The sequence below is a fragment of the Streptomyces sp. NPDC006314 genome (assembly GCF_040613075.1).
GTDB lineage: Bacteria > Actinomycetota > Actinomycetes > Streptomycetales > Streptomycetaceae > Streptomyces.
On record NZ_JBEXRL010000013.1, the window covers coordinates 165,752 to 178,895 of the forward strand.

At 72.3% G+C, this 13,144-nt stretch carries 7 protein-coding genes; 3 read left to right on the top strand and 4 right to left on the bottom strand.

Annotated elements, in window-relative coordinates; translation table 11 throughout:
- Nucleotides 1-7: 7 nt before the first annotated feature.
- The 3 genes from ABZ079_RS24195 to ABZ079_RS24205 all read right to left on the bottom strand — a co-directional run bounded on the left by ABZ079_RS24195 (nucleotide 8) and on the right by ABZ079_RS24205 (nucleotide 8,701).
- A complete protein-coding gene (locus tag ABZ079_RS24195; protein WP_356941528.1) occupies nucleotides 8-2,521 on the bottom strand; it encodes a SpoIIE family protein phosphatase in 2,514 nt (837 codons plus the stop codon).
- Entirely contained in the window at nucleotides 2,481-6,752 is a 4,272-nt protein-coding gene (locus ABZ079_RS24200) for a HAMP domain-containing protein (RefSeq protein ID WP_356941529.1), read from the bottom strand. The genes ABZ079_RS24195 and ABZ079_RS24200 overlap by 41 nt, the downstream gene beginning before the upstream one ends.
- 221 nt (nucleotides 6,753-6,973) lie before the next feature.
- On the bottom strand, nucleotides 6,974-8,701 hold the full coding sequence (locus ABZ079_RS24205; protein WP_356941530.1) for a thiamine pyrophosphate-binding protein: 1,728 nt from the start codon (nucleotides 8,699-8,701) through the stop codon (nucleotides 6,974-6,976).
- 239 nt (nucleotides 8,702-8,940) lie between these two features.
- On the opposite strand from ABZ079_RS24205, the gene ABZ079_RS24210 reads away from it, so the two are divergent.
- The 3 genes from ABZ079_RS24210 to nrfD are packed head-to-tail and all read left to right on the top strand — an operon-like array spanning nucleotide 8,941 to nucleotide 12,580.
- Nucleotides 8,941-10,548, top strand: a complete 1,608-nt coding sequence (locus ABZ079_RS24210; protein ID WP_356941580.1) for a cytochrome b N-terminal domain-containing protein — start codon at nucleotides 8,941-8,943, stop codon at nucleotides 10,546-10,548.
- The gene (locus ABZ079_RS24215) at nucleotides 10,545-11,558 is read left to right on the top strand and encodes a 4Fe-4S dicluster domain-containing protein (RefSeq protein ID WP_356941531.1); all 1,014 of its coding nucleotides are present in this window, start codon (nucleotides 10,545-10,547) and stop codon (nucleotides 11,556-11,558) included. Before ABZ079_RS24210 ends, ABZ079_RS24215 begins: the two co-directional genes overlap by 4 nt.
- Entirely contained in the window at nucleotides 11,555-12,580 is a 1,026-nt protein-coding gene (gene nrfD, locus ABZ079_RS24220) for an NrfD/PsrC family molybdoenzyme membrane anchor subunit (protein WP_356941532.1), read from the top strand. The genes ABZ079_RS24215 and nrfD overlap by 4 nt, the downstream gene beginning before the upstream one ends.
- A 22-nt stretch (nucleotides 12,581-12,602) precedes the next feature.
- On the opposite strand, the gene ABZ079_RS24225 is transcribed toward nrfD, so the two are convergent.
- Nucleotides 12,603-13,139 (bottom strand): hypothetical protein, encoded by a 537-nt coding sequence (locus ABZ079_RS24225; protein WP_356941533.1) that lies wholly within the window; start codon nucleotides 13,137-13,139, stop codon nucleotides 12,603-12,605.
- Nucleotides 13,140-13,144: the final 5 nt, after the last annotated feature.

Consider the following 13,144-nt stretch of genomic DNA (forward strand, 5'->3'; position numbering starts at 1 on the left):
CGGGGCCTCAGCCGACCCTGATGCCCACGATGCAGGTGTCGTCGTCGGTGTCCGAGCGGCTGTAGGTGAGCAGTCGGTCCAGTTGCTGGTCCAGGGTCCTGGGCGCCGCGCGCGCCGTTTCCAGCAGATGGGACAGGGACTCCTCGACCGAGCGGTCCCGGCGCTCGATCAGACCGTCGGTGTACATCAGCAGGGTGTCACCGGCGGCGAGTCGCACCTCGGTCTCCTCGTACACCGCTTCCGGCAGCGCGCCCAGCAGCAGGCCCTTGAGCGTGGGCAGGGCGGTGGCCTCCGCCTCCCGCACCAGAACCGGCGGCAGATGGCCCGCCCGGGCCCAGCGCAGGGTCCGCCGCTCGCTGTCGTACAGGCCGCAGACGGCGGTCGCGGTGACGGCGCCCGTCAGATGGTGGGCGACGATGTTCAGCCACGACAGCAGCTGTGCCGGGCCCGCCCCGGTGACCGCGAGACCACGCAGCGCGTTGCGCAGGACGACCATGCTGGTCGCCGCCTCGATGCCGTGCCCGGCGACATCACCGACGCACAGCAGGACCAGGCCGGAGGGCAGCACGACGGCGTCGTACCAGTCGCCGCCGACCAGCTGCTCGGTCTCGGCGGGCCGGTAGCGCACCGCCACCTGGAGGCCCGGCACCTGCAGGGGGGCCTGCGTGGGCGGCATGATCGCGTGCTGGAGCTGCAGGGCGAGCCGGTTGCGCTCGTCGGCCTGCTGCTCGGTGTGGGCCAGCTGGTCGCGGGTGGCGGCGAGGGCGACCTCGGTCCAGTGCTGGGCGGAGATGTCCTGGTAGGCGCCACGGACGACGAAGAGCTGGCCGTCGGTGTCGAGGACCGGCTCGGCGACCACGCGCATGTGCCGGGTGACCCCGTCCGGGCGCAGCAGCCGGAAGGCGGCGGACGCGGGCCTGCGGTGGTGCAGCACGGTGCGGAGAAAACGGCGGATGGAGACGGCGTCGTCGGGATGTGCGTGCGCGGGCAGGTCCTCTAGGGCGACCGGGGAGCTGGTGTGCGGACGGCCGTAGAGGCTGAACAGCTGTCCGTTCCAGGTGATCTCACCGGTGAGGAGGTTCTCCTCGAAGCCGCCGATCCGGCCGAGCCGCTGCGCGTTCTGGAGCAGGCTGGCCAGGCGGGCCGTCTCGTCCTCGATGCGCCAGATCAGCAGCACGCTGGAGCCGTGGCGGCTGACGCTGATGTCCGCGACGGCCGACAGCGGCACCTCGTCGACCAGGGCGGTCAGCCGCATGCGGCGGGCACGGAACGGCTCCCCCGTGGCATAGACGCGCTCCACGCGCTGGAACAGCTCGCTGGCGCCGGCGGCCATCGGGTAGGCCTCCAGCAGCAGGGCGCCGTTGACGACGGCCCGCGGGCGGCCGGCCGGGTCGAGGAAACGGTCGTTGACGTGCTGGATGCGGAAGTCGACGAGCTGCCCGGCGTCGTCGAGGTGCGGCGCCAGCACCAGCGCCGGGTCGTGCAGCCCGTCCGCAAGGTCCATCAGCTCGACCACGTCGGGCAGCGCCCGGAGCTCCTGCCCGGGCTCGGGCGGCAGCGCGAGGGTCTCCAGACTGTGCGAGCACAGCTCGGCGAGGGCCTCCACCTGCCGGATCACCGGGCGGGGCAGCGGCTCCTCGGGGGTGGACCAGGCGATCTCCAGGACGCCGTGGACACGGCCGCCCGCGCCGGCGGGTACGGCCATCCGTGCTCCGTCGGCGTACTCCCGGCGGCCTATCGTGGGCAGCCCGGAGGCGGCGAGCGAGGACAGCCACTGCCCCTCGGGTTCGGTCAGGCCCCGCCGGGCCACGGTGGCCACGTCGGGCGGGACGTACCGCCAGCGGGCCGCCTCGGCCGGCGGGAAGCCGGCACTGCCCGCGAGGGTCAGCGAGCCGTCCGAACCCGCCGCCCAGATCGCCACGGCCACCGCGCCCAGCGGCCGCAGGGCGTGTTCGAGCAGGGAGTCGGCCATCGCCTGGGTGTCGTCCGCGGCGAGGACGCCGCTCTCGGCGGCACGCAGCCGTACGGCGGCGGACTCCTCGACCGGTCCGGCCGGGTCCGCGGCGACGGACAGGAACGCCTCGGTCACCTCCGAGACACGGTCCCGGGCCGCCTGGTTGATGACGTCCACCGAGAACTCCAGCGGGGTCATCCGGGCCTGCTCGGCGAGTTCGGCGAGCTGGCGGGCGGCCTGGGCGGGGCCACAGGCGAGCCGCTCGACCAGGATGCCCTTGGCCAGCTCGATCAGTGCCCGGCCCTCGGCCTCGGCCTGCGCCGCCCGCACCTCCCGGCGCAGCCGCTCGACGGTGGCGGCGAGCCGGCCGACCGGCGAGGCGGCCGGGACGTCGGACAACGCGACGTCCACGTCCGGGAACTGGACGGAGACACCGTGGGGCGTGTCCGGTGCGACGGGGGCTTCATGGGTGTTCACCGGGTCCGTACCTCTCGGCCTGCGGTCGGGCGGGCGCGCTGTGGTGTCCTCATGCGGGGAGCCAGCGCCGCACGCAGGCGATGAGGTCATGGGTGTCCACCGGTTTCGTGACGTAGTCGCTGGCGCCGGAGGCGAGGCTCTTCTCCCGGTCGCCCTGCATGGCCTTGGCGGTCACCGCGATGACCGGCAGGTCGGCGTACTGCGGCATCTTGCGGATCTCCGCCGTAGCCGTGTACCCATCCATCTCCGGCATCATCACATCCATCAGGATGAGTTCGACGTCCGGGTTGTTCATCAGCGTCTCGATGCCCTTGCGGCCGTCCTCCGCGTGCAGGACGCGGAAGCCGTGCAGTTCGAGGATGCCGCTGAGCGCGAACAGGTTCCGGGCGTCGTCGTCGACGACGAGGACGGTACGGCCGCGGGTGTGCTCGTCGATCAAGTGCGGTGCCGTGATCTGCTGCGCTTCGTCGCTGCGGACCAGGGTGAGCACTTCGCCGGGCTCCTCGGCCGACAGGTGCAGCGCGATCCGCTCACGCAGCTCGTCGAGGCTGTACAGGTACTCCAGCGGGCCGTCAGCGCCGTCGGTGGCCTGCTCGGTGCGGTGGGAGCTGTGCACCAGGACGGGGACGCTCGCCAGGGCGGAGTCCCCCCGCAGGGCTTCCAGGAAGCGGGCGGACTCCCCGTCGGGCACGCCCAGCTCGACGACGACGCAGTGGCAGGGCTCGGCGGCCAGGGCGCCCGCCGCCTCCTGGGCACCGACCGCGGTGATGATGTCGACGGGGGTGCCGCCGCCGTCGGCGCGGCCGTGTTCGAGGTCTCTGACCACGCTCTCGGCGACGAGCGTCAGCAGACCGCGCGGTCGCTCCTCCACCACGAGCAGGCGGCGCGCGCGCGGCCGCTTGGCGGTGACCAGCGGTGCCCCCACCGTGAGCGCGTGCCCGCTCGTGCCGTCCGCAGGCGCCTGCTCGACGGGTTTCGGCATGGTACGTCCGCTGCGCAGCATCTCCTCGAAGTCCGGCCGGGCCACGGGCAGGAAGAGGGTGAAAGTGCTGCCCTTGCCGGGGGTGCTGTCGACGTTGACGGCGCCGCCGAGGAGGTGGGCGATCTCCCGGGTGATGGACAGGCCGAGTCCGGTGCCGCCGTACTTGCGGCTGGTGGTGCCGTCCGCCTGCTGGAACGCGCCGAAGATGGTCTCCAGTTGCTGTTCCGGGATGCCGATGCCGGTGTCCTTCACCCGGAACGCGACGATCGGGCCGCCCCGCACCACACCGTTGGGCACCTCGTCGTCGGCGGCCGGTTCGACGCGCAGTTCGACTCCGCCCTGCTCGGTGAACTTCACCGCGTTGGACAGCAGGTTCCGCAGGATCTGCCGGAGCCGGGAGTCGTCGGTGAGCAGGTCGGCGGGGGCCCCGGGAGCGGTGATGATGGTGAAGTCCAGGCTCTTCTGCGAGGTCATCGGCTGGAAGGTGGCCTCGACGTACTCGATCAGCTGGCGCAGCGAGACCCGCTCGGGCGTCACGTCCATCTTGCCGGCCTCGACCTTGGACAGGTCGAGGATGTCGTTGATCAGCTGGAGCAGGTCCGAGCCTGCGGAGTGGATGATGCCCGCGTACTCGACCTGCTTCGGGGTGAGGTTGCGGGAGGGGTTCTGGGCCAGCAGCTGGGCGAGGATGAGCAGGCTGTTCAGCGGGGTGCGCAGCTCGTGACTCATGTTGGCGAGGAACTCGGACTTGTACTTCGAGGCGAGCGACAACTGCTGGGCGCGCGCCTCCAGTTCCTGGCGGGCCTGCTCGATCTGGAGGTTCTTCGCCTCGATGTCGCGGTTCTGGTCGGCCAGCAGCGAGGCCTTCTCCTCCAGTTCGGCGTTGGACTGCTGGAGTTCCTCCTGCCGGGCCTGCAACTCCGCCGAGCGCGACTGCAGTTCGCTGGTCAGGCGCTGCGATTCCTCGAGCAGTTCGTCGGTACGGGCGTTGGCGACGATCGTGTTGACGTTGACGCCGATGGTGTCCACCAGCTGCTGCAGGAAGTCACGCTGGATCTGGGTGAACTCGGTGACCGAGGCCAGTTCGATGACGCCGAGGACCTGCTCCTCGAAGACGATGGGGAGCAGCAGCAGCGCGGTGGGCTCGACCTGTCCGAGTCCGGAGGAGACGGTGACGTACCCGGGCGGCAGCTGGTCCACGGCGATGGTACGGCGACTGCGCGCGGCCTGGCCGACCAGGGAACGGCCGAACGGGATACGGACGGGCCGGGTGTCCTCCTCGGGCCGGCCGTAGGAGCCGACGAGCCGCAGCTCGGACCCGGACTCGCCGTCCTCGGCGAGGTAGAAGGCGCCGTACTGGGCGGACACCTGGGGCGCGAGCTCGTCCATGATGAGTTCGGCGACGACCGGCAGGTCTCGGTGGCCCTGCATGAGGCCGGAGATCCGGGCGAGGTTGGTCTTGAGCCAGTCCTGTTCCTGGTTGGCCTGGGTGGTCTCGCGCAGGGACTCCACCATGGAGTTGATGTTGTCCTTGAGGTCGGCCACCTCGCCGGAGGCGTCGACGGTGATGGACCGGGTCAGGTCGCCCTCGGCGACCGCGCTGGCCACGTCGGCGATGGCGCGGACCTGCCGGGTGAGGTTGCCGGCGAGTTCGTTGACGTTCTCGGTGAGCCGCTTCCAGGTGCCGGAGACGCCCTCGACCTCGGCCTGCCCGCCGAGCCGGCCCTCGGTGCCCACCTCGCGAGCCACCCGGGTGACCTCGTCGGCGAACGCGGAGAGCTGGTCCACCATCGTGTTGATGGTCGTCTTCAGCTCGAGGATCTCGCCGCGGGCATCGACGTCGATCTTCTTGGACAGGTCGCCCTTGGCCACGGCGGTGGTCACCAGCGCGATGTTGCGCACCTGGCCGGTGAGGTTGTTGGCCATGGAGTTGACGTTGTCGGTGAGGTCCTTCCAGGTGCCGGCCACGTTGGGCACGTGGGCCTGGCCGCCGAGCCGGCCCTCGGTGCCGACCTCGCGGGCCACCCGGGTCACCTCGTCCGCGAACGCGGAGAGGGTGTCGACCATGGTGTTGATGACGTCGGCGAGGGCGGCGACCTCGCCCTTGGCCTCGACGGTGATCTTCTGGGAGAGGTCGCCCTTGGCGACGGCGGTGGCGACCTGGGCGATGGAGCGGACCTGTCCGGTGAGGTTGGAGGCCATCACGTTGACGTTGTCCGTGAGGTCCTTCCAGGTGCCGGCGACGCCACGCACCTGCGCCTGCCCGCCGAGCCGGCCCTCGGTACCCACTTCACGGGCCACCCGGGTGACCTCGTCGGCGAACGCGGACAGCTGGTCCACCATCGTGTTGATGGTGTTCTTCAGCTCCAGGATCTCGCCTCGCGCATCCACGGTGATCTTCTGCGAGAGATCACCCTGCGCCACCGCGGTGGCCACCTGGGCGACATTGCGCACCTGCGCCGTCAGGTTCCCGCCCATGAAGTTCACCGAGTCCGTCAGGTCGCGCCAGGTGCCCTTGACGCCCTTGACGTCCGCCTGCCCGCCGAGCCGGCCCTCGGTACCGACCTCGCGGGCCACCCGGGTCACCTCGTCGGCGAACGCGGACAACTGGTCGACCATCGTGTTGATGGTGCTCTTCAGCTCCAGGATCTCGCCCCGCGCATCCACGGTGATCTTCTGCGAGAGATCACCCTGCGCCACCGCGGTCGTCACCTGGGCGACATTGCGCACCTGCGCCGTCAGGTTCCCGGCCATGAAGTTCACCGAGTCCGTCAGGTCGCGCCAGACACCGGCGACGCCGGGCACCTGCGCCTGACCCCCCAGGCGGCCCTCGGTGCCGACCTCGCGGGCCACCCGGGTCACCTCGTCCGCGAACGCGGACAGCTGATCGACCATCGTGTTGACGGTCTCCTTCAGCTGAAGGATCTCACCGCGCGCGGGGACGTCGATCTTCTGGGACAGGTCGCCCTTGGCCACGGCGGTGGCGACCTGCGCGATGTCCCGGACCTGCGTGGTGAGGTTGCCCGCCATCGCGTTGACGGAGTCGGTGAGGTCGGCCCAGGTTCCGGAGACACCCGGTACCTGCGCCTGGCCGCCGAGGGTGCCCTCGGTGCCCACTTCCCTGGCCACGCGGGTGACCTCGGAGGTGAACACGGACAACTGGTCCACCATGCCGTTGAACACGGTGGCGATGTCACCCATGAGCCCCGTGGAGTCGTCCGGCAGCCGGGTGCCGAAGTCTCCGTCGCGCACCGCGGTCAGCCCCGCGAGCAGTCTTCTCAGTTCGTGGTCCCCCGGGACCACGTCGGTCGTCCCGGTCACCTTGCCGGCCATGCGCATCCTCGTTCCGCTCCCCAGGAGCCCCCGTGCGGAGGGCTCGGAACCATTCCCGGGCACACGGCCTGACCCGGTGATTGGTGTGTGCATTTCCGCTGTTCACGGATTTGCGTGATGAGAAAAATACGCCGCAGGCTAACCCACCTTCCGGGCCCGGGACAAAGCAATCGGCCAACCCTTGGGGATCACGAAAGTCACCCAGGGATGACAGGAATGAGAGCAAGCTAACCGGGTAGTCGAAGAGGTTTGACCGAAGACGCCGGCAGGGGTTCGACCGGATCGCTGGCGCTGATCGTCCGGGCCGTGCCGGCCGCCCAGTCCGGCGGGTTCTCCCCGTCCACCACGAACTCCAGCAGGACCGGCCCGCGCAGGGTGAGCACATCGGCCCAGACGGAGGCGACGTGCCGCGGCCGGTCGCAGCGGACTGCGGGCAGACCCGCGAGGCGTGCCCACTCGGCGTAGGGCATGGCGGGAACCTCGGCGGAGAGCGGGATGAGCGGGTCACCGGCCGCGGCCCTGCGCCGCCAGGTCAGCCGGTTCAGGTCCCCGTTGTTGAAAACGCAGAACACCAGTGGGGGCAGGCCGGCCAGCCACTCCGAGTGACGGCGGACGGTGATCAGTTCGTTCAGGCCTCCGCTCTGGAAGGCACCGTCGCCGACGAGGGCGATCACCGGCCGGTCGGGGGCGGCGAACCGGGCGGCGACGGCGTAGGGTACGGCAGCGCCGGGCGTACCGAGGTGGCCCGAGAGCAGGGAGCGCATGCCGTTGCGGATCCGCAGATGGCGGGTCCACCAGTCCAGCGAGGTGCCGGAGTCGGTGACGACGACGGCCCGGTCGGGCAGCCGCTCGGACAGTTCGGCGACGACCGAGCGCGGGTTCACCGACGTACCGAAGTAGCGGTTCGCCTTGGTCCGTCCCTCGGCCCGCCAGGCCTGTACCGCCTTCTCGACCTGTGTGCGCCATGTCCGGCCGGTGGCGCGGCGCAGCTGGGGGATGAGCGCGTCGAGGGCCGCGGTGACGTCGCCGGTCACCCGGATGGCCGCGCGACCGCGGTCCAGGGGGCAGTCGGTCGGCTCCGGATCCACCGTGACGACGCGGCACCGGCCGGGGTCGGGCAACAGGGCGCGGTCCAGGTCCTCGGCTCCCAGGAGCAGGAGCGTGTCGCACTCCCGCAGCAGGGCCGCCGCGGCCTCACTGCCGAGCCGGCCGGCCACGCCCGTCTGGTACGGCAGGTCGTCGGGCAGCGCGTCCCGGGCCAGGGCCGTCGTGGCGACGCCGGCACCGAGGAGCTGGGCGACGCCCACCGCCTGCCCGGACGCCGCCCGCCCCGCGTTGCCCACGACGACGGCCACTTCGCCGGCGGCGTTGAGCGCCTCGGCCGCGCGGTGGACGTCCCCCTCCCCGGGCTGCCGTACCGGAAGGGGCACGGGGCGAGTGCCACCCTCGCCGAGCGGCCCGGTGGGTGCCGGGGCGGCAAGAACGCGACGGGACACGACGAGGCTCGCGACGCCCCGGTCGGTGAGCGCGGCCCGTACGGCCCGGTTGAGGGCGTCGCCCATCAGCTCGGGCCCGGACACCTGCTCGCAGAAGACGGAGACCTCCGCCAGATGGCGCAGCCCACGGCCGCCCCTCCCCCGCGGCGCCGGATCCTCTCCCACCACGGCCAGCACCGGCGCCCGGTCCGTCGCCGCGTCGTACAGTCCGGCCAGCAGGCGGAGTGCACCCGCGCCGGGCGGGGCGACGCAGCAGCCGAGGCGGCCGGTGAGCTTGGCGTGGGCGCAGGCCATCAGGGCGGCGGACTCGGCGCCGCGCGCCTGGACGAACTCCGCGGCCTCCGCGCCGCCACGCAGGGCGCTGAGCAGTGGGTCGATCTCGAGGCCCGGCACGCCGTATACCCGGTCCGCGCCCCGGGCCCGCAGTCCGGCGGCGACGACCTCGGACACGTTCACCACGCTGACCTCCTCGGACCGGCGTCCGGGCACCGGGTAGCCGCACGCGGGCCCCCGCAAACGGTCCGGGTGGCCGGTGCGCGTCCGTCCGGGTCGCTTCGGGCGCGCGGAGCGGGGGCACCCGTGCCAGGCTCGGAGGGGAGCACCGGGAGTGAGGAACCAGCACCGGGGTGGAGGGCGAGCACGCAGTGGCGGTGTCGGAGGAGCGGCGGTCGTCCGGGCGCGAAGGGCGTGGTGAACGCCTGGTGACCGCGCTCGGCCGGCGGCTGCCGGTCTCCTCCGCCGGCAAGGAGTTCCTGCGCAAGGCGTTTCCCGACCACTGGTCGTTCCTGCTGGGCGAGTTGGCCCTCTACAGCCTGCTCGTGCTCGTGCTGACCGGCGTCTACCTGACGTTCTTCTTCCACCCCGACATGGCGGAACGGCCGTACAGCGGCTCGTATCTGCCGCTGCGCGGCACGATGACCACCGAGGCGTTCGCGTCGGTGCTGGACATCAGCTTCGACGTACGCGGCGGTCTGCTGGTCCGGCAGGTGCACCACTGGGCGTCGCTGGTGTTCGTCGCGGCGATCGGCCTGCACCTGCTGCGGATCTTCTTCACCGGGGCGTTCCGGCGGCCCAGGGAGGTCAACTGGACGGTCGGCGTGACGCTGTTCCTGCTGGCCCTGCTGGAGGGCTTCTGCGGCTACTCGCTCCCCGACGACCTGCTGTCCGGCACGGGCCTGCGCACCGCACAGGGCATCATGCTGTCCGCCCCGGTCGTGGGCACCTATCTGTCGTTCTTCGTCTTCGGCGGCCAGTTCCCGGGACACGACATCATCTCCCGCCTGTACGTGGCGCACGTTCTGCTGGTACCGGGCCTGCTGCTGGCGCTGGTCGCGGTGCATCTGACCTACGTCGTGGTACACAAGCACACCCAGTGGGCGCAGCCCGGCCACACCAACAGGAACGCGATCGGCAAGCCTCTCGTCCCCCAGTACACGGCGAAGTCCGCGGGCCTGTTCTTCGTCCTCGCCGGTGTGCTGAGCCTGATGGGCGCGCTGTTCCAGATCAACCCCGTGTGGGCGTTCGGGCCGTACCGCGCCGACCACGTCTCCCTGGACTCCCAGCCCGACTGGTACGTGGGCTATCTGGAGGGCGCCCTGCGGCTGATGCCGGCGGCGGAGACGGACGCCGCCGGACACACGATCGCCTGGGACGCGTTCCTTCCGGGCGTCATGCTGCCCACGGTGCTCTTCCTCATCCTCTACGGCTATCCCTTCTTCGAGCGGTGGATCACCGGACCCCGGCCGGAGCAGCATCTGTGCGACCGGCCGCGCAACCAGCCCACCCGCACGGCGCTGGGCGCGGCGGCCGTCTCGGGGTACGCGGTACTGCTGCTGGCGGGCGGGCAGGACGTGCTGGCCTACCGGTTCGACCTGCCGGTGGAGCCGCTGACCCGGACCTTCCGTACCGCGCTGTTCGCGGTGCCGTTCCTGACGTACCACGCCACCAGACGGGCGTGTCTGGGGCTTCAGGCAGCCGACCGGCGCCGGCTGCTGGACGGCGAGACGACCGCGGAGGTGCGGCGTACCGCGGGCGGCGGTTACGAGGAGGCGTACACGCTGCTGTCCCGCGAGGAGGTCTACCGCATCCTCGTGCGCGACACCCCCAGGCCGCGCGCGGAGGGCACGGAGGCCTGGCGCTGGTTCCACAGGCACCGGCTGCGCAACGCCCTCAGCCGCTGGTACTTCGGCAGGAGCGTGCAGATGCCGGCCACCGCCTGGGAGAAACGCCGAGTGGAGTTCGTGCGGGCGGCGCCGGGCGAGGTACCCGGGGAGACGGGGAGCCGTGAGCGAGGAGGTGCGGGATGAGCGGGGACGAGGACCGCGGCAACGTTCTGTACGGACCGCAACCGGATGTGGCCGGCGCCGCCGGCTATCCGGACGCGCCCCCTCGGATGGGCTTCTTCACCGACACCTCGGTGTGCATCGGCTGCAAGGCGTGCGAGGTGGCCTGCAAGGAGTGGAACGCCATCCCGGAGGACGGTCTGGAACTGACCGGCATGTCCTACGACAACACGCGGGGGCTGGGCGCCGACACCTGGCGGCACGTGGCCTTCATCGAGCAGCGGCGGCCGTTCGGCGGGCAGGGGCCCGCGGTCGCGCACGAGGACGTGGATGTGTTCGCGGCCGCCTCCCGGCTCGGCACCGACGCCGGGTCACCCGCCCCGGGCGCCACCGCTCCCCCGCCGGGCGGGGCGTCCGAGGGCGCGCCCGCGGCACGGATCTCCCCGGTCTCCCCCGACGGGCGCACCGAGCTGCGCTGGCTGATGTCCTCGGACGTGTGCAAGCACTGCACGCACGCGGCCTGCCTGGACGTGTGCCCCACCGGGGCGCTGTTCCGCACCGAGTTCGGCACGGTCGTCGTCCAGGAGGACGTCTGCAACGGCTGCGGTTACTGCGTTCCCGCCTGCCCGTACGGTGTCATCGACCAGCGCCAGGGCGACGGCCGAGCGTGGAAGTGCACCCTGTGCTACGACCGGCTCGGCGTCGGGATGGAGCCCGCCTGCGCCAAGTCCTGCCCCACGGACTCCATCCAGTTCGGCCCGCTGGAGGAACTGCGCGAGCGGGCGCGGGCCCGGGTGGCGCAGCTGCACGCGGCCGGCGTGAGCGACGCCCGCCTCTACGGCGAGAGCCCGGACGACGGCGTCGGCGGCGACGGGGCGTTCTTCCTGCTTCTGGACGAACCGGAGGTCTACGGCCTGCCCCCGGACCCGGTGGTCACCACCCGGGACCTGCCTGACATGTGGCGGCACGCGGCGCTGGCCGCCGTCTCCCTGGCCGCCCTGGCCGTCGGCAGCTTCGTGAGGAGGCCGCGATGACCGGCTCCGATGTCACCCCCGAGGGTGTACAGGGCGCGCGGCCCGGCCGGGAGGCGCGACCCGACGCTCACGCCGGACGCCGCAGGCGCAGGCGCGGGCGCGGGCGGGGCGAGCAGCCGATGGTGCCGGACGCCGAGTTCTCGTCGTACTACGGCAGGCCCGTACTCAACAAGCCGACGTGGAAGCCGTTGGACATCGCGGGTTATCTGTACCTGGGCGGCCTGGCCGGTGCGTCCTCGCTGCTGGCGGCGGGGGCCGAGGCCACCGGCCTGCCCGCCCTGGGCAGGCCGGCGAAGCTGGGGGCCGCCGGGGCCATCTCGCTGTCGCTGGCGGCACTGGTGCACGATCTGGGGCGGCCCGGCCGCTTCCTGAACATGCTCCGGGTGTGCAAGCCCACCTCGCCTATGAGCGTGGGCTCGTGGCTGCTGGCCGGTTACGCGCCGCTGACGCTGGCCGCGGCGGCGACCGACGTGGCCGGCCGTTACCGGCTGGTGGGCTCGGCGGCGACGGCGGCCGCCGCAGTCCTGGGCCCGGCGGTCACGACCTACACCGCGGTGCTGATCGCGGACACGGCGGTGCCGTCCTGGCACGAGGGCTACCGTCAGCTGCCGTTCGTCTTCGCGGGCTCCGGTGCGGCCGCGGCGTCCGGACTCGCCCTGGTCACGGTTCCGGCCGGCGAGGCCGGACCCGCACGCCGGATGGCCGTGCTCGGGGCCGCGCTGGAACTGGGCACCTTCCAGCTCATGAAGCGGCGGATGGGCCTGACCGCCGAGCCTTTCGAGCAGGGCGGGCCGCGCCGGTTGCTGCGGGCGACGGAGGTGCTCACTGCGGGTGGCGCGGCGCTGGCGGTTCTGTCGGGGCGGCTGTGCGACCGCCGCCTGGCCGTGGCCGCGGGTGCCGCTCTGCTGACCGGGTCGGCGGCCCTGCGGTTCGGGGTGTTCCACGCGGGAGTGACCTCGGCCGAGGACCCCAGGTACACGGTCGTACCGCAGCGGGAGAGGGCCGGGGCGCGCGGCCGTTGACGCCCGGACGCGGGGCCGGCCGTCACCGGGCGACGGGATCACCGCCCCGCGGGTACGGGTCCGGGCCGGCCGCGGCCTCGCGTTCCTCCCGGTTCACCCAGAACCAGGTGATCGCGGCGGCGGTGACGCCGACCGGCAGCATGGCGACGATCATGGCGAGTCCCGCCGCCGGGTGCCCGGCCGCGACGGTACCGACCGCGGGCAGGTCGAGCAGGGGTGCGGCGAGGAACAGGTACAGACAGCGGCCGGGATCGCTCAGGCGGTGCCGGGTGCCGGCGACGACCGGCAGCCAGAACAGGACCGCGGCCACGAGCAGCGCCGGTTCCGTGACCAGGGCACCGCCCGGAGGCCTGAGGCCCACCGCGTCCCCGAGGACCGCCCAGGCGTGCAGCAGCACGAGCAGGGGAAGCGCCACCGCCGCGGGCAGGCTGATCCGCTCCCACAGCGGGGACCGCCGCAGGAGCCGGACGGCGGCCGGGACTAGCGCGGCCACGAGGAGGCCCGACCAGGCCATCGCGGCCACCGACGCCGGCGAGGACGGGTGCGGGGAGTGATCCACCGCCG